The following is a 16,985-nucleotide window of genomic DNA, read 5'->3' as shown; positions in this document are numbered from 1 at the left end:
GGCGTGCGGGGGCGCCTGCGCGCCCGATCGTCCGTCACGGCGACAGGGTGACGAGGAAGACGTCGCCGTTGCTGCGATCGCCCACAGGCGCGCTGTGCTCGATGGCGGGGAGGCCGCCGCCGAGCTCGATCCGCTCGCCGTGGAAGAGGCCAGCCGCAACGGTGTTCCCGCTGCCGGTGACGGCCTGGGCCGTCGAGAAGCAGAAGACCCCATCGCGGTAGACGTCGGACCAGAGCTCCTCGGAGAAGTCCGGGCTGAGCTTCGCGACGAACGCATCGCCCGACTCGGGCGGCTCGATCTCCACTGGCGCCCCGCCGAGCTCGAGCGCCTCGGTGAAGTAACCGCTCAGCACGTGGTTGCCCCAGGGGTCCTGCGAGAAGCCCCAGACGAACTCGTCGCCCGCGGACGGGAGCCCACGGGCGGCGAGCGGCTCACCGGTCTCTGCGTCGAGCCGGGCCAGGTAGAGGTCGTAATCCCCGACGGCGGCGCGCTCGATGTCCGTGGGCCCGACGCGGAACGGAGCGCTGTAGTTGCCGAGGACGACCGGATGGCCGCCGAGGCCGAGGCCGATGAACTTGGCAAACTGCTCGCCAGGGGCGCCCAGCGACCGACCCCAGACGAGGCTGCCCGATGCGAGATCGAACCGCAGGACGAGCCCATCGATGCCGTAGATCGGCTCGTCGTCGCGCGAGCCGTCGACGGCGCTCTCCACGACGTGGCCGTCGATCTCGAGCCTTCCGCCGAAGGCGCCGGCCGCGTAGAGGGCCGACTCGCCGACCGCGATGCTGCGGAAGCGCTGCCAGCTCTCCGCGGACCCGAACCGCCGGCTCCAGAGGTGGCCGCCGCCGGCGTCGAGCTTCGCCACGACGACGTTGGGACCGCCGCTCCCCTCGAGCGCGGTCCCGGGCGCCTCGCTGAAATTGATGCTGCCGTCGACCATGCCGAGGACGACGATCTCGCCCGCCTCGGTGATGGCCACGGCCGTGGCGCCCTGGTCGAGCTCGCCGCCAAAGCGCTTGCTGAAGAGGTGGTTGCCGTGGGCGTCGAGCTTGGCGACGAAGAGGTCCTTCCCACCGGCGCTCACGAGCTCCGTGCTCGCGTCCGCGCCGAAGTTGAGGGTTCCCTCGAACTCCCCGGCGACGACGACGTTGCCGATCGAATCCGTGGCCACCGCGAACGCGACCTGATCGGACTTGCCCCCGAAACGCCTGCTCCAGACGTGGCCTCCCGCCGCGTCGAGCTTCACGACGAAGAGGTCGAGACCACCGTCGCTCACGAGGGCGTCCGCCTCGCCACCGAAGTTGATCGCCGTCTCGAAGCCGCCGACCAGGACGACGTCGTCATGCGGATCCGCCGCGATCGCCTCGATTCGCTCGTTCTTCGCCTCGCCGGCGCCGAGCCCCCACAGGGCATCTCCGAGGAACGCCGGAGGCTCGCCGCCGCCACTGCCGCCCGCGCCGCCGTCGCCGCCTGCGCCCCCCACCCCACCTGATGCACCGGCGCCCGTTTCGCCACCTTGCCCCCCCGCGCCTCCGACTCCACCGCTGCCGCCGGCGCCTCCGACTCCACCGCTGCCGCCGGCGCCTCCGACTCCACCGCTGCCGCCGGCGCCTCCGACTCCACCGCTGCCGCCGGCGCCTCCGACCCCGCCTTGTCCCCCGGCCTCCCCTTCACCGCCTTGCCCGCCGCCGCCTCCGGCCCCGCCCTGCCCGGCGACGCCGCCTTCGCCGCCTTGCCCGCCGGCGCCTCCGACGCCGCTCGCCGACGAGGTGACGCCGTCCTCAGGCTCCGAGTCGCAGCCGTTGCAGCCCAGGGGAAGTCCCATGCTCGTCAGAAGAGCAATCCGAGCCACGTTCGTCACGAAGTGCGCTTTCATCCATCCTCCATGTCTCGACGAAGAGCCCGAGCCGCGGGCGCTCGGTGGAGCCAAGGCCGGTTCGGCACCCCCTCGCTGTGGGCTGTCGAACGTCCTCAATCTGCTGTGTCGTGGACGTCAAGTACGCGTGCGCGCGGATCGAATCAAGCAGCTGTCGCGGCGAATTCGTGGCAACGATCGGCTACCCCTAAATCCGCCGGAACGACGCGTCCCGCCTGGACGGCGCGCCTCGCCTGGACGGGGCTCCCCGCTGACCAACCGTTCTCTTGCACGCGGCCCGCGATGGGCTCGGACGCGCGCCGCGCGTCGCAGGGTTGCCTCATCGTGGCAGAATGCCCCACCGCGAGCCCCGCGGCACGTCCAACATACAAGCCGCGCCGGGCGGCGGTGGGCGCGGTACGCGATCTGCATCGTTCCGCGAGTGATGTGGGTGGCTTGGCTCAGGAGCGCCACGGCTCTCTTTCCGCTCACGCTCTTCGCGTGCAGCGGCGACAGGGGCCGCGCGGGCAAGCGTCGGCACGGCGCTCGGCCGCTCACCCGCCTGTCGCCCGCTCGCTTCAACCACCTCTCCGCCGACCCGCGGGAGGGTACTGACGAGCTCACCCGAGCGCGCATTCGCGCGCGAACGAAGAACGCCGCCGGCGCGCGTCCCCCCGCGCGCGCCGGCGGCGCGGCGGCCATCGAGGCCGCATCCAGGGCATCTGGCGCGGCGGATCATCACGCCTCCCGGAGGGCGGACCCCACGACCGATCACCGAGACGAAGCGCCGGGCCAAAGCGCTCGGCGTCCAGACGCGGAGCGCCTATGACGGAGCGAGCCTACGATAAGAACACCGCCTGGACCCACGCCGTCATCCCTCCGATGACCCCCCTCGCGACCGACCACGAGGCGGACGTGTGCGTCGTCGGCGCGGGGATCGCCGGGCTGACGACGGCGTATCTCCTCGCGAAGGCCGGCAAACGCGTCGTCGTCCTCGACAACGGCGCCATCGGCGGGGGCGAGTCAGGGCTCACCACCGCGCACATCACGCACGCGCTCGACCGGCGCTGGGCCTCGCTCGCGAAGCTGCACAGCAAGAGCCGCCTGCGCCTCGCCGCACGGAGCCACACGGCGGCCATCGAGACGATCGAGCGGATCGTCGCGGAAGAGCAGATCGACTGCGACTTCCGGCGCGTCCACGGCTATCTCTTCACAGCCCCGGGATCGCCACCGGCCACCCTCCGGGACGAGATCGAGGCCGCGCACCGCGCCGGGCTCGGCTCGACCCATTACGTCGACCGCGCGCCGCTGCTCGATTTCGATACGGGGCCCGCGGTCCGCTTCCCCGATCAGGCGCAGTTCCATATTCGCAGGTACCTCGCGGGGCTCGCGCGGGCGATCGAGCGCGACGGCGGCAAGCTCTACACGCTCGCGCACGTGGTCGACGTCGACGAGGACACCGTGCCTCACGGGGTGGTCGTCAAGACGGCGCGCGGGCACCGGGTGATCGCCAGAGAGGCCGTGCTCGCCACGAACTCCCCGTTCCTTCCGCGCATCGCCGTGCACCTGAAGCAAGCCGGCTACCGGAGCTACGTCGTCGGCCTGCGCATCCCGCGGGGCGCCGTCCCACCGGGGCTCTACTGGGACACGGCCGAACCGTTCCATTACGTCCGCCTCGCCAACATCAACGGCGCGAACGACCCTGACGAGGTGCTCCTCGTGGGAGGAGAGGACCACAAGACCGGACAGGCCAGCGACGCGGACCAGCGCCACGCGCGGCTCGAAGCGTGGGCGAGAGAGCGCTTCACGCAGGCCGGCGAGGTGCTGCACCGCTGGTCCGGCGAGGTGATGGAGACGGCCGACGGCCTCGCGTACATCGGTCGCATCGAGAAGGGATCGAGGATCCTCATCTCCACGGGCGACTGTGGCAACGGCATGACGCACGGGACGATCGCGGGCCTCGTGATCTCCGACCTCGTGCAGGGCCGCGACAGCCGGATGGCGTCGCTCTTCGATCCCACCCGCGTCAACCTGAGCCTGGCCGCCGTCGCCGAGGTCGCGAAGGAGAACCTCAATGTCGCGTGCCAGTACGCCTCATGGCTCGGCAAGGGCGATGTCCCTGACGTGGCGCAGATCGCGCCCGGCGCCGGCGCCGTCGTGCGCAGGGGCCTGAAGAAGCTCGCCGTCTACCGCGATCCGCAAGGGCAGATCCACGAGATGTCGGCCATGTGTACCCATCTCGGCGGCGTGGTCTCGTGGAACTCCGCGGAGCGCAGCTGGGACTGCCGCTGTCACGGCGCCCGCTTCGACGCCATGGGCCGCGTCCTCCGAGGCCCGGCGACGGCCGATCTCACGCCGATCGCGCCGAGCGAGGCGCCTCTCAGCGCCGGAGGATCGGTTTCGCCGCCGAGGGAGCGGGAGGGGGTTGCCGGCCAGCCGGCGGCCGTGCCCCTGCCCCAGAGTCGCCCGGCCACGTGAACGGAGCGAGTCGCGAACGCCAACGTGCGGTGAGCGCAATGGGCGTGGCTCGACGTGATCGACGTGATCGACGTGATCAACACGATCGACGCCAAACGCGCTGCGCGCGCCATGGCCCGATGAGCACGATGCGCGCGCGCTGGCGTAGTTGACCCCCGCGCGAGCGGCGTGCGATCATGATCGAGTAGTCCGGGGCTGTCCCGGGCGGCTTGGTGATGAGATGAAATTGTTGCGCCCCCGTGCCTCCCGCGCCGCAGGCATAGCCCTGGCTGTCCTCTCGGTCGCCGGGGCGCTTCCGGCGCGGGCCGAGCCCTCGGCGGCCGATCGGCAGACCGCGCGGACGCTCCTCATCGAGGGGCGCAAGAAGCGCGACGCGGGGGACGTCGCCGGCGCCCGCGAGGATTTCCAGGCGGCCCATGCGCTCGTGCGCGCCCCCACGACGGGGCTCGATCTGGCGCGTGCCGACGAGGCGCTCGGTCGCCTGATCGAGGCCCGGGAGACGGCCTACGAGGTCGTCCACCTGCCCCTCGGGAGCGACGAGCCGCCGGTGTTCACGCAGGCGCGGGCGGCCGCCGCGGCGATGGTCGAGCAGCTCGAGGCGCGCATCCCGTCGCTCCAGCTGCGGGTCGAGGGTCCGGCGCTGGACCAGATCGAGGCGCGCGTGGACGGCCAGCCGATCCCCCGCGCGGCGCTCCCCTACCCGCGCAAGCTCAACCCCGGTCGCCACGAGGTGGTGGTGGCGGCGCCAGGCTTCCAGACGGCGCGGCGCGAGGTCACGCTGAAGCAGGCGGAGCGCGCGCCGGTGGAGGTCCGCATCCGCCTCGTACCGGGGCAGTCGACCGAGCCGAAGGCAGGTGCAGCCGCGGGTGGGAGTATGGGCGCAAACGTGGGCGGAGGGCAGCTGCCGCCCGTGGACGCGCCGACGGAGCCCCGCGCGCCGGTGCCGCTGTGGGCATGGACGGCGGGCGGCGTGGGGCTCGCGGCGCTCGCGGGGGGCGCGGTGTTCGCTGCCGACCACATGGCCGCGCGGGCTCGGGTCGAGGACGAGTGCCCCGGGTCCGTGTGTGATCGGGGCGTCCACGACTTCGAGAGCATGGAGGCGCTCCGGGCGCGGTGGAACCGCAGCCTGGGGCTGTCGGTGACGCTCGGCGCGGTCGGCCTCGCCGGCGTGGGCGCGGCGCTGGGCGGCATCCTCCTGCGGCCCGGGGCGGGCGGCGAGCGGGCCTCGTCGCTCGTGCCGATCGCGACGCCCACGGCGCAGGGTGTGGTGTGGCAGGGGGTGTTCTGATGAGGGTACGGCGGTTCTACCCGGCGACAGCCGGCGCGGCGCTTGGCGTCGTGATGGTGGGCGCTGCGGCGCTCGGCGCTGCGGTGCTCGGCTGCGCGCCCGAGCTCAGCCTGTCGACCCCTGCGGGGGCCGGCGGCGAAGGCGGCGGCGGCGCGCGGCCGTCGGGCGGTGAGGTGCAGTGGGCGCGCGCGCTCGGGGGCGACGGGGAGCGTGCAGGGGCGAGCGTGGCCGTCGCCGACGACCGCACCGCGGCGCTCCTTGGCAGGCTCACGAAGGCGGAGGACGTGGCCCTCGACGACGAGAGCGTGACCCCGATCGGCGAGGAGAACGTCTTCTGGGCGCGGCTCTCGGCGAGCGACGGGTCGGGGCTCGGGCTGAAGCGCTTCGGTGCGTTCGATCCGCAGACGGTGAACGCGCTCGTGCCGGACGGGAACGAGGGCCTCCTGGTCGCGGGGGAGTTCTCCGGCACGCTGGAGTTCGGCGGCGAGCCGCGGACGAGCGCCGGCGGGCGAGACGGTTACGTCGCGAGGCTCGACGCGGAGGGGCAGGAGCTGTGGCTGCAGCCGCTCGGGGGCATCGGCTTCCAGGCGGCGACGAGCGTCGCGGCGACGGCGATGGGGCGCCTCGTCGTGGCCGGCCGCTTCTCGGGCGCGCTGCACGTCGGCGAGGACCGGCTCGAGAGCGCCGGTGGCAGCGACGTGTTCCTGGCGAGCTTCGATGACAACGGCGCGCCGCTCTGGAGCGAGCGGTTCGGCGACGGCTTCGATCAGCAGGCCCGCGCCGTGGCGATGGACGAGCGCGGCAACGCGATCGTGATCGGAGATTTCGCCGGCACGCTCGATCTGGGCGGCGATCCGCTGGAGAGCGCCGGGGATTTCGATGTGTTCGTGGCGAGCTTCGACGCGCTCGGCGAGCACCGCTGGAGCAAGCGCTTCGGCGACGCGGGGCCGCAGCGGGCCAAGGCGGTCGCGGTGGACGGGGCGGGCAACGTGATCGTGGGCGGGGAGTTCGGCGCGACGATCGATCTCGGCGGGGGCCCTCGGGCGGCCGGAGAGCACCAGGCGGTGTTCGTGGCCAAGCTCGATTCGACGGGAGAGCACATCTATAGCCGGGTGATCGGCGAGGACGGCGCGTCGCTGGGGCAGCTCCTCGTCGACGGCGCGGGGGACGTGGTCGTCGCGGGGGGGTTCCGCGGAGACACGACGCTGGCGGACGGGTCGGTGACGAGCGCGGGGGACGACGACGTGTTCGTGGCCAAGCTCGATCCGGAGGGCGTCTACCGGTGGAGCCACCGCTTCGGCGGCGCCGGCGCGGACCGGGCGACGGGCGTGGCCATCGACCGCGACAGGCAGGTCTACGTGACCGGCGCGTTCACCGGGAAGGTGACGTTCGGGGAAAAGCGGATCGAGGGAGGCGAGGGCACGGACGTGTTCGTGACCAAGCTGTCGCCATGAAGGCCATGACGAATGGAGGCGCGATGAAACGTGCGGGGACGAGGGGCGTGCGGTCGCGCGGGCGACGGTTCTCGGTGGGGCTCGTGGCGGGCCTGTTCGGGCTGATCCTGCCAGCAACCGGCTGGGCGGAGGACCCTGATACCGATCTGGATGGGGTCGTGGATCCCCTGGACAACTGCGTGCAGACCCAGAATCCGGACCAGGCAGATGCCGACGGCGATGTTCTCGGCGATGCGTGCGACAACTGCCCGTCCGCTATCAATCGGGATCAGCGGGATTCGGATTCCGACGGCGTCGGCGACGCGTGCGACAACTGTCCTGTCGCGATGAACCCGGACCAGTCGGATGCGGAGGCGGACGGCACCGGCGACGCCTGCGACGACGATGACGACAACGACGGTGTCCTGGATGCCGATGACAACTGTCCTGGCACAGCGAACGCCGATCAGGTGGACTCCGATGGAGACGGCACCGGCGACGTTTGTGAGGCCGGTGACGACGACGGCGACGGCATCGACAACGACGTCGACAACTGTCGCGACGTCCCGAACTCGCTCCAGCAGGACAGAGACGACGACAAGATCGGCGATCTCTGCGACAACTGCCCTGCCACGCGCAATCCGAACCAGGAGGACAGCGACGGCAACGGCGTCGGCGACTTCTGCGAGCCCGACATCGACACCGACGGCGACGGGCTGCGCAACGCAGAGGACAACTGCCCTGTGGATCAGAACCCTGGCCAGGAGAACGCGGACGGGGACAGCCTCGGGGACGCCTGCGATCCCGACAGCGACGACGATGGCGTGGTCGACGTGGAGGACAACTGCGCCGTCGTGCCCAATCTGTTCCAGGAAGATACGGACGGCGACGGCACCGGCGATGCCTGCGAGGACGACGACGACAACGACGGCGTCGTGGACGCAGAGGACAATTGCCCGCACGTGCCCAACCAGGATCAGACCGACGGCGACGGCGACGGCCGCGGCGACGCCTGCGACCTCGGGGCCGACGTCGACGGCGACCGCGACGGCATACCGGACGAGACGGACAACTGCCCGCACGTGCCGAACCCCGATCAGACGGACGCCGACGACAACGGCGTGGGCAACGCTTGCGAGGACGTGGACGGAGATGGCCTGAGCGACGCGGCGGACAACTGCGACGAGGAGTACAACCCCGATCAGGCCGACAGCGACGGCGACGGCCAGGGCGACGCCTGCGAGGACGACGACGACAACGACGGCGTCCCGGACGAGCAGGACAACTGCACCTCCGTCCCCAACGCGGATCAGGCCGACAACGACGAGGACTATCAAGGCGACGCCTGCGACGTCGATGACGCGGACGACGACAACGACGGCGTCCCGGACGGCGACGACAACTGCCCGCTCGCGGCCAACGCGGATCAGGGGGATGGCGACGCCGACGGGGTCGGCGACGCCTGCGACGACAGCGGCGGTGCGGGCAGCAGCGGCGGCGGGTCCACGGAGCCGGAGGTCTCGTCCGGGCTGGTCTGCGCGATGCAGCGAGGCGAGCGCGGCGGCGCGCTCGTCGGCCTCGTGGCGCTCCTCGCGGGCGCGCTGGGCCTGGGCGCCCGAAGGCGGCGCGACCACGCGGCGTGACCGCCGCTGCGCGCGGCCCTGGCGCGCAGCGGGCACGCGACCCCATGAGAGCGACGAGCGTGCCCGCTCGGTTGCCACCTGGAAGACGAAGAGACAACTGCGAGCACAACGTGGGTTATCATCCCACGACCACACGCCGGTTTCGCGATGGCTACGCGTTTTTTTCGCGATCGGTCATTTTTCTGAGCCGTGACCTGACCGCGGCGGAACTGCTCCGGATGAACGCGCCGGTAGTCCCGCTCCGCAGCTCGCGCTGCGGACGGGAGCGCCTGAGCCACCTCTGGAGACACCATGCGCCTAGCTCTCTCTCTCTCGTTGGTGACCGCCCTGTTTGGACTCACCCTCAGCGCCGGCTGTAGCGACAGCACCGTTGACGGCGCCGCCCCATCCGGCGGCGCGGGAGGAGGCGACGCCGCGAGCGGCGGCGGCAGCGCGAGCGGCGGCGGTAGCGCGAGCGGCGGCGGCAGCGCGAGCGGCGGCGGCAGCGCGAGCGGCGGAGGGGCCGGCACCGGCGCTGCGGGCGGAGGCATGGCGACCCCGACGAGCATCGTCGAGTGCCAGGGCAAGACGTACGCGTGCGGGGATCTCGTCGACAACGACGACGATGGGCTCCTCGACGCGCAGGATCCGGACTGCCTCGGCCCGTGCGACAACACCGAGGGCAGCTACTACGGCGGGATCCCCGGCCAGGCGGGGCCGGCGTGCACCGTCGACTGTTATTTCGACCAGGACTCCGGCTCCGGCAACGACGATTGCCACTGGAACCACAAGTGCGATGAGCACGAGGTCGCGCCCGGGTTTCACCCGGAGTCCATCAACGGGACGATGTGCGCCTATGACAGCGGGACCTCGACGCCGGGCGCCGATGGCAAGAGCTGCAGCGATCTCAACGACGAGCAGTCCGATATGTGCCATACGATCTGCGGTCCGCTCACGCCGAACGGCTGCGACTGCTTCGGCTGCTGCGAGCTGCCGGCGGGCGGCGGCAAGTACGTCTGGCTCGGCTCCGACGCCGATGGCACCGGTGAAGGCTCCTGCTCGCGCGGCCACGAGTCCGACCCGACCCGCTGCGAGCCCTGCACGCCCGTGGATGCTTGCCTGAACGAGTGCGGCCGCTGCGAGCTGTGCCTTGGCAAGGACACGCTGCCAGACGACTGCTTCGAGTCCGGCACCGGCGCCGGGGGCGGCGGAGCTGGAGGCGGAGCCGCGACAGGCGGCGGCGGAGACGCGACCGGCAGCGGCGGCGGGCCCACCGGCGAGCCCCAAGGCCAGTGCGCGGCGGAGGTCCAGCCGTGCGGGCTCTCCGGCCAGGAGCCTTGTGACGCAGGCTACTACTGCATCACCGGCTGCTGCCAGGTCATCTTGAACTAGCCCTACGCTTGCCCGGGTTCTCCCTGGATTCGAGGACAGGGATTGAACCATGAAAGACACAGAAGAACCGGAGGGATGTGTTCCCCCTGCTCGGTGCCCGCCGCGCCTTCGTGATTCACTGTCCCTGCTCGGAGCGGCGACAGGATCGCAGGCCGCGGCGCTGGCCGCTCACGAGCTGAAAAGCTGAGCTTGCAGCGACAAGACGTGGTTTGAAAGGAGACGAGTCGATGGTGATGCGCTCGATGTCTGTTGGGATGCTGTGCGCCTTGATGGGGATGGGGTGCGGCGGCGACGACGAGGGTCAGCCGCAGAGCTGCTCGGTGGCCGCGCAGACAGGGTGCGCCGCCCCGCAGGTGTGCGAGGAGGTGGAGGGCGCCGAGCCCGCTTGCTTCGAGCCGGTGACCCTGAGGGGGCGCGTCTACGATTCGCTCGACGACAAGGCCATCGCGGGCGCGCGCGTGCTCGCCCGGGACCCGAGCGACGCGGTGATCTCCCGGGTGGCCGTCACCGGGGCCGACGGGACGTATGAGCTCGTCGTGCCCGCGCGGCGCGACGCGAGCGGCGCTCCGATCGAGGTCAACATCACGCTGCGCGCCGACGCGCAGACGTACGAGACGTTCCCGAAGGCGCCGCGGGTCGCGCTGCCCATCGACCTATCCACGGCGGCGGGCAAACCGCTCGCGATCGAGTCGGCGGCGACGGAGATCTCGCTGTTGCCGCTCTCGGACAGCGAGGAGCTCGGTTCCATCTCCGGGGTCGTCCACGCCGACCAGCCTGGCGGGACGCTGCTGGTCGCAGGCGGCGCCACCGGCGCGGCCGATCTCGACGGCAGCTACACCATCTACAACGTGGCCGCGGGCGATGTCACGGTGAAAGGTTATGCCGCCGGCCTCGCGCTCGACACGGCGAGCGCGACCGTCAGCGCCGGCAAGGAGACGACGGGCGTGGATCTGCACGCGACCGGAGACGCCACGGCGACAGTGAGCGGCAAGGTCGAGATCGTGAATGCTCCAGGGGGGAGCGCGACCTCGGTCATCCTCGTCGTGGCCGATACCTTTGACGAGGCGACCGCGCGCGGCGAGGCCCCGCGAGGGCTCCGGCAAGGCAACGTCACCGGCGAGTTCTCGATCGCCGGGGTGCCCGATGGCGATTACGTGGTCCTCGCCGCCTTCGAGGACGACGCGCTCGTGCGGGATCCTGACACGTCGATTGGCGGGACCGAGATCGTGCGCATCACGGTCTCCGGCCAGGATCTGCCCGTCGCGGAGTCGTTCAAGGTGACGGGCGCGCTCGGCGTGGTCTCGCCCGGCGCGAGCACGCTGGAGGAGGTGAGCGGGACACCGACGTTCGTCTTCGCGGACGACTCCAGCGAAGATCTGTACGAGGTGAGATTGTTCGACGCGCTCGGCGCGAAGATCTGGGAGAACCTGGAGGTGCCCGGTGTGTCGGGGAGCAAGAACGTCTCTGTCGACTACGACGGTCCCGCGCTGATCCCGGGGATGATCTACCAGTTCAGGACCACCTCGAAGAAGGACGGCACGCCCATCTCACAGACCGAGGATCTGAAGGGGGTCTTCGTCTACAGGTGATCGCAGGGCGCGCGGGCGCCGCCGTCAGCAGCGACGGCGGCGGGCGCGGCGCGCGCTGCCGAGCGCCACGAAGACGCCGCACAGCGCGAGCGCGCGAGCCGCTCCTGACGCGTGCCCGGTCTCACCGCCGATGACGGCATACGCGCAGCTGACGCCCAAACAGCAGCAGTGGCCCGGGGGCGCTCCTCCCTCGGATTGGCCCCCTCCCCCTTCCCCACCCGCCGCATCTCGGCCACCGCCGACCCCAGTGCCGCCCGCCCCGCGGGCATCGGCGGAGCAATCGCCGCCGGCGCCGTCGCCCCTGCCTCCGGCGCCCTGGGCCGGTCCTCCGGCGTCGCCGCCGCCGCCTGCGCCGCCGCCGCTTGCGCCGCTGCCGCCTGCGCCGCCGCCGCCCACTGCGCCGCCGCCGCTTGCGCCGCTGCCGCCCACTGCGCCGCCGCCGCCCACGCCTGCTGCAGTCCCTCCGTCGTCGCCGCCACCGCCCCCTCCCGCGGTGGCGCTGTTCGGCGTGTTCCGGCAGCCAAAGAAGGGATGGCATTCGTCCGTGGTCGTCGGATCCCCGTCGTCGCAGTAGAGCGGGATGTCGCTCAGACAGAGTCCCTGGAAGCAGACCTCGCTGCCATTGCAGACATCGAAATCATCGCAGCTGGCGCCGTCCGGCAGGCTCACGTCCGAGGGACAGCTCCCTGCGCCGTCGCAATACTCCCAGGGATCGCACAGCGAGGTCGCGATGCGACAGATCGTGGTCGGCGGCTCGGCGGTGCACAGAGCCGAGCAGCAATCCCCGTTGCGCAGGTTGCCGTCGTCGCACTGCTCGCCGAGCCCGAGCTCGCCATCGCCGCAGACGGCGGGCCTCACCGTGAGCACCGTCGGATCGGCCGCGCCGGCGAACAGGGGCTCGTCGGTCATCGCGCTCGACTCGTTGACGCCGTCGGAGTCCGCGTCGAAGAAGAGCGTGCCCTGGTTCGTGACGACGAGTCCATCGGTCAGGGGACGCAGGATCGCTTCCATCGTGAGCACCACCCACTCCCCCGGCTCGACCTCGCCATTCCAGCCCACCGTGTTGGTGGCGGGATCGGCCGAGACCGCGCCCTTGTCCGCGAACGCGCCTTCCAGCAGGAGCTCGGGCGGGAGCACGTCCACGAACTCGAACCCTGCATTGTCGGGCTGCACGCGCCCACCCGTGTTGCTGATGAGCGCCGTATAGGCGAGATCCTCGCCGGCGATGCGCTCGCCGAGGACCGTGAGATAGCCGATCAGGCGCGCTGGCACGGAGACGTCGATGCGCACGCCGCTCTCGTTGTTTTCCGGCGCCGGATCGTGCTCGCTCGAGCTCACCTTCGCCGTGCTCTCGATCTCCTCGTCGACCGTGGGCGGCGGGAGCGTGGGCGCGACCATGGTGACCGCGATGGACGAGCTCTGCCGTGCGGCGAGCGAGGCGCGCCGGCACACGAGCTCTCCGCCGGCCGGGTCGCACGTCCAGCCGGTCCCCGAGGCGCTGACGAGGCTCGCCCCGGCGGGCAGCACGGACGACACGACGACGTCGCTCGCATCGCCCGGCCCCTCGTTGGCGACGTCGATCGTCATCGTGAGCTGCGCGCCCGGCGATACAGGATCCGGCGCGGCCGTCTGGGTGATGGCCAGATCCGCCCCGCAGGCCCCGGACACGACCGGCACCGCCGCGAACACGATGTTGTCGACCGCGACGCCGCACGGCCCGGGGCGCCCGATATCCGTGCAGACCCGGCTGTCGTCCTGCGTGTAGTCGAAGCGGAGCCTCACGGTCCGCCCCCGCATCCCCGCGCCAGGGAAGCGGATCGACACGCGCTTGCTCCCGCTGGAGCTGCCGGACCATACCGCGTTATCCTCCAGGTAGTCCGGGTCGTCGCGGGCTGGAAGGTGCTTTGGGAAGTGGTGGCTCCCGCCGGTGACGATCCGCTCGGCGAACGCCTCCGCGAGCACCGCCCGGGGCACGGCGCCGGCCGTGAGATCCTCCACGCGCAGCGTCAGACCGTCGAACGCCTGGATGAGCTTTTGCGGATCGTCCTCCAGCTCGTAGGTGAGATCGAAGTCGAGCGTGACGTGGGAGTTCCCGGAGCTCTCCGGGATCGTCACGGCGGGCGACACCAGCGCGACGAGCGACGTCGCCGCCTCCTCGTCGTGAAATGCCGCGTTGTTTCCGGGCGTCAGCGTCTGCGCGACGGTCCACGGCGAGGCGGAGGCCGTCCCGCCGGCGCGCACCGACTGCCAGCCGGAGGGCAGCGCTGGCGCGCTCGCTGCGTCGAAGTCCTCGCGGAGGAGGACCTCCGCGGCGCCCGGCGAGCCCGTCTCGAGCTGGATCGGCAGCTCGACCGTGCCCTGAGCCGAGCTCACCGTGAGCGTCAGATCGATCGGCGCGCCAGGAACGAAGTCCCGGCCCGTCCTGAGGACGAATGGCGCGTCGCTCGCGACCGTGCGGAGCGGCTCGATATCCGGGTAGAGCGCGCTCGCCCTCACGATGGTCACGGAGGGCGTCTCCGTGGACAGCGCGGCGGTGATCCGGGAGACGGTCGTCCTGCCGGAGATCGGGTTGGCGAGGTGGTTCTCGAGGTAGACGCCGACGTCGACGAGCTCCCCCGGATCGACGCGCTCGTTCGCGAGGGCGCCGCACGCGGTGTCCGCGATCCGGGCGCCGGCCGCGCGCAGCGGCGGGACGCTGGCGAGCTCGTCGAGGACGTCGAGGTGGACGTTGGGCGCGATCAGGGAGGTCGACGACGGCTGCCCCTCGTCGAACCGCGGCGGGGTGGCCGTCATGCTGAAGACGCTGTAGAGCTCACCGGCGAGCGCGACGCCGCCGATGCGGTCGCCGAGGTTCTGCCGGGAGGCGTCGTTGCCGTGGCCCGCGTGAAAGGGGTGGTCCGAGATCGGCGCAGGCGGGCTGAAGGAGGCGCCTTGATCGCTCGACGCGGTGTGGACGATCTCGGTCAGGTCGCCCGAGCTGTCGACATCCTGGTCGTAGTAGACGACGTGCGCGGTGCCGGTCGTCCGGTCGACGGCCACGAAGGGGAAGAACTGGGCCCGATCGCGCCCTGGATTGCTGTTGAGGAGGACGGCGGGGCCTGCGGTGCACTGCTCTGTGAAGGAGCGCAGGGCGATGTCCCCTGTGCCGTGGGCGCCGCTCCGCTGGTAGACGACGTAGACCTGCCGCGTGGCCTGGTCGACGTCGATCGACGGGGCGCTCCTTCCGTCGTCGACGCCGAGGATCTGGTCTTCCGTGGGGTAGCTGGCCTCGTCGAGGAGGGTGAGCGGCTCCCAGGTGACGCCTCCGTCGATCGACCGGCGGCAACCGACGTTGCGCAGCGAGGTCCCCGGCTCGATGGCGCGAAAGACAGCATAGACGACCGAGTCCCTGTCGGTCGCCCCCGGGAGGATGCGCGCGCTCGGCCCGTCGAGATCGCCACCGGCGGGCGCCTGCGCGATCGTGGCCGCGGGCGACCAGGTCTGGCCGAGATCGTCGGAGTGGCTGTAGAGGATCCTCGGAGACGCTCCGCCGCGCTGAACCCAGGCAACGGAGAGGCGCCCGGTCGCCGCGTTGACGTCGAGGGAGGCCTGCTCGGCGCTCTCCCCCGCGACGAAGGCCGGGGTCACCTCGACCGGTGCGGACCATGAGGAGCCGGCCGTGCTGCTGCCGGGGTTCGAGGCATGGAGGCAGAGGCCCTGGAGGCCATCGGCGGGGCGAACGTAGGTGGAGGAGCTGACGAAAATGTCGCGGGTCGGATCGTGGACGACGCGCGGGGCGCCGAGCACCTGGCCGCCGGCGACCGAGGGCAGCGCCCCCGCGCCGCTTGGGCCGAGGACCTCGGCGAAGGATCTCCCGCCGTCGGCGGAGCGCGCAACGCCGGACAGGCTGATCGGAGTCGCGCGGGCGCCGCGCGGATCGGTGTAGGTCGCGACGAGGATGCTCGCGTCGGCGTTGGCGGCGATCGCGGCCTGGTGCTGAGCGCCGAGCGCATCGACCGCGTGCACGGTGCGGTCGGCGCTCGCGACGGCCGCGAGCCGAGCTGCGCCGAGCGCCTCCGGTTCGTCGCTGCCACAACCGGCGCCGGCGGTGAGGAGCCCCCCGCTGAGCAACCAAGCGACCGTGCGTCGCGCGCGCATAACACCTCCGAAAGGAGATAGATGCCGCGAGTTCGCAGGACGTGCCGATTTCCCCGACATTGCGAGGCCTGTCCGGCGAACGGGCGCGATGTGCTGGGGTCGGTCTCGCACAACGCCAGCGCAAGCCCCGCGCCGCGCGAGGGATGCGCCCGGCGCGAAGGCGCGCGTCGACGCGCTTTCCCTTTCTTCGTGGCCGGCGAGCCGTGTGCCAGGAGCCGGTGCGTCGCGCGCGGAGCGTCCAGCGAGCGCCCTGGCACCGGCAGGCGCCTGGGCGGACGGCTCAGGCGCGGCGCCCGGGGCCGCCGCGGTCGCGGCTCGCCTGGGAGGCGGGCGGCTCGGGTGGACGGGCGGGGAGCACCAGGTCCGCCAGACGGCGTGCCGCGGCGAAGGCCACCTCCGCATCTCCGACGGGGCCCTCACCCAGGTTGGGATCCTCACCCGGGTTGAGTGGGGTACCTGGTGGGGTACCAGCCGGGGCTCCACCCAAGATAGAAAAAGCCAGGACGGAAGGAATTCTCCTGGACGAAACCTCACCCAGGTTGGCGCGCCCGCTCAGCGCGAGCATCGCGATGCCATGGAGGCCCGCGAAGAGCACGTACGTATCTTCCTCCGGCCGCCTGCTACCGTGATGACGCAAGAGCTCGACGAATGAGCTCCAAAGAGGGCGCGCGAGCCGCAGGCGCCCCTGTTCGCGCAGGCGGGCGCGGTCGAAGCGGCGCTCAGCCATCAGCCAGTACAGGTCCGGATGGCACAGCGCAAACTCGACGTAACCGACGGCAAGCGACCGCGCATCGGCGCCAGCGCGCGCCCGCGCGTCGAGGCGCTCCGCGAGCCGCCGCCACCCGAGGCCATCGACGCGAATGAGGAATCCGTCGAGCGAGCCGAAGTGGTGATACAGCACCATCGTCGTCTGGCCCAGGAATGCGGCGATCTTGCGGGCCGTCAGATCGTCCCGCGTCAGTCGTCCCTCGCAGAGCGCCATGAACACGCGTTCCACCGGCTCATCCGCATCCATCACACCCATGCCCACCATCCTGCCACGTCCGCGCCTCGCCCGTTGACGCCACCAGGATAACATTGTTATCCTTGGTCATGGGATGGCTGCTTCGCAACGCAACGTCGGTCTTCGGGGCGCAGCGCGGGGGCCGCTGGCTGGTAGGGTTGGCGCTTGCGGGGGCGTGCACGTCGCGA

Annotated in this window: 9 protein-coding genes; 6 read left to right on the top strand and 3 right to left on the bottom strand. The window is 71.6% G+C overall.

The genetic code is table 11. The features are described 5' to 3' along the window. Window positions 1-34 precede the first annotated feature (34 nt). The gene (locus WME73_RS14780) at window positions 35-1,876 is read right to left on the bottom strand and encodes a PE-PGRS family protein (protein WP_437916089.1); all 1,842 of its coding nucleotides are present in this window, start codon (window positions 1,874-1,876) and stop codon (window positions 35-37) included. Window positions 1,877-2,680: 804 nt separating this feature from the next. Between WME73_RS14780 and WME73_RS14775 the strand changes: the two genes are divergently transcribed. The 6 genes from WME73_RS14775 to WME73_RS14750 all read left to right on the top strand — a co-directional run bounded on the left by WME73_RS14775 (window position 2,681) and on the right by WME73_RS14750 (window position 11,657). Continuing rightward, a complete protein-coding gene (locus WME73_RS14775; RefSeq protein WP_437916087.1) occupies window positions 2,681-4,333 on the top strand; it encodes an FAD-dependent oxidoreductase in 1,653 nt (550 codons plus the stop codon). Window positions 4,334-4,553: 220 nt separating this feature from the next. Next, the gene (locus tag WME73_RS14770) at window positions 4,554-5,621 is read left to right on the top strand and encodes a PEGA domain-containing protein (protein WP_437746084.1); all 1,068 of its coding nucleotides are present in this window, start codon (window positions 4,554-4,556) and stop codon (window positions 5,619-5,621) included. Beyond that, on the top strand, window positions 5,621-7,075 hold the full coding sequence (locus WME73_RS14765; protein ID WP_437746083.1) for an SBBP repeat-containing protein: 1,455 nt from the start codon (window positions 5,621-5,623) through the stop codon (window positions 7,073-7,075). Before WME73_RS14770 ends, WME73_RS14765 begins: the two co-directional genes overlap by 1 nt. Window positions 7,076-7,098: 23 nt before the next feature. Next, window positions 7,099-8,697, top strand: coding sequence for a thrombospondin type 3 repeat-containing protein (locus WME73_RS14760; protein ID WP_437746082.1), 1,599 nt, complete (start codon window positions 7,099-7,101; stop codon window positions 8,695-8,697). Window positions 8,698-8,988: 291 nt separating this feature from the next. Next, on the top strand, window positions 8,989-10,068 hold the full coding sequence (locus tag WME73_RS14755) for a hypothetical protein (RefSeq protein ID WP_437916086.1): 1,080 nt from the start codon (window positions 8,989-8,991) through the stop codon (window positions 10,066-10,068). 242 nt (window positions 10,069-10,310) lie between these two features. Next, the gene (locus WME73_RS14750) at window positions 10,311-11,657 is read left to right on the top strand and encodes a hypothetical protein (protein ID WP_437916085.1); all 1,347 of its coding nucleotides are present in this window, start codon (window positions 10,311-10,313) and stop codon (window positions 11,655-11,657) included. A 24-nt stretch (window positions 11,658-11,681) separates the two neighbouring features. Here WME73_RS14750 and WME73_RS14745 read toward each other — a convergent pair whose 3' ends face one another. Both WME73_RS14745 and WME73_RS14740 read right to left on the bottom strand, forming a co-directional pair. After that, window positions 11,682-15,794 carry a hypothetical protein gene (locus tag WME73_RS14745; protein ID WP_437916084.1) on the bottom strand — a complete coding sequence of 1,371 codons (4,113 nt, stop codon included), beginning with the start codon at window positions 15,792-15,794 and terminating at the stop codon, window positions 11,682-11,684. Window positions 15,795-16,074: 280 nt separating this feature from the next. Next, window positions 16,075-16,818 carry a TetR/AcrR family transcriptional regulator gene (locus WME73_RS14740; protein ID WP_437746078.1) on the bottom strand — a complete coding sequence of 248 codons (744 nt, stop codon included), beginning with the start codon at window positions 16,816-16,818 and terminating at the stop codon, window positions 16,075-16,077. Window positions 16,819-16,985: the final 167 nt, after the last annotated feature.

The sequence above is a fragment of the Sorangium sp. So ce302 genome, from assembly GCF_051530145.1.
Classification (GTDB): Bacteria; Myxococcota_A; Polyangia; order Polyangiales; family Polyangiaceae; genus Sorangium; species Sorangium cellulosum_B.
This window is presented reverse-complemented; position numbering and strand designations above follow the sequence as displayed.

Bases quoted from the DNA above. Each gene is read 5' to 3' on its own strand.
- WME73_RS14780 (WP_437916089.1), bottom strand. From the start codon at position 1,876: ATGAAAGCGCACTTCGTGACGAACGTGGCTCGGATTGCTCTTCTGACG.
- WME73_RS14775 (WP_437916087.1), top strand. From the start codon at position 2,681: ATGACGGAGCGAGCCTACGATAAGAACACCGCCTGGACCCACGCCGTC.
- WME73_RS14770 (WP_437746084.1), top strand. From the start codon at position 4,554: ATGAAATTGTTGCGCCCCCGTGCCTCCCGCGCCGCAGGCATAGCCCTG.
- WME73_RS14765 (WP_437746083.1), top strand. From the start codon at position 5,621: ATGAGGGTACGGCGGTTCTACCCGGCGACAGCCGGCGCGGCGCTTGGC.
- WME73_RS14760 (WP_437746082.1), top strand. From the start codon at position 7,099: ATGAAACGTGCGGGGACGAGGGGCGTGCGGTCGCGCGGGCGACGGTTC.
- WME73_RS14755 (WP_437916086.1), top strand. From the start codon at position 8,989: ATGCGCCTAGCTCTCTCTCTCTCGTTGGTGACCGCCCTGTTTGGACTC.
- WME73_RS14750 (WP_437916085.1), top strand. From the start codon at position 10,311: ATGTCTGTTGGGATGCTGTGCGCCTTGATGGGGATGGGGTGCGGCGGC.
- WME73_RS14745 (WP_437916084.1), bottom strand. From the start codon at position 15,794: ATGCGCGCGCGACGCACGGTCGCTTGGTTGCTCAGCGGGGGGCTCCTC.
- WME73_RS14740 (WP_437746078.1), bottom strand. From the start codon at position 16,818: ATGGGTGTGATGGATGCGGATGAGCCGGTGGAACGCGTGTTCATGGCG.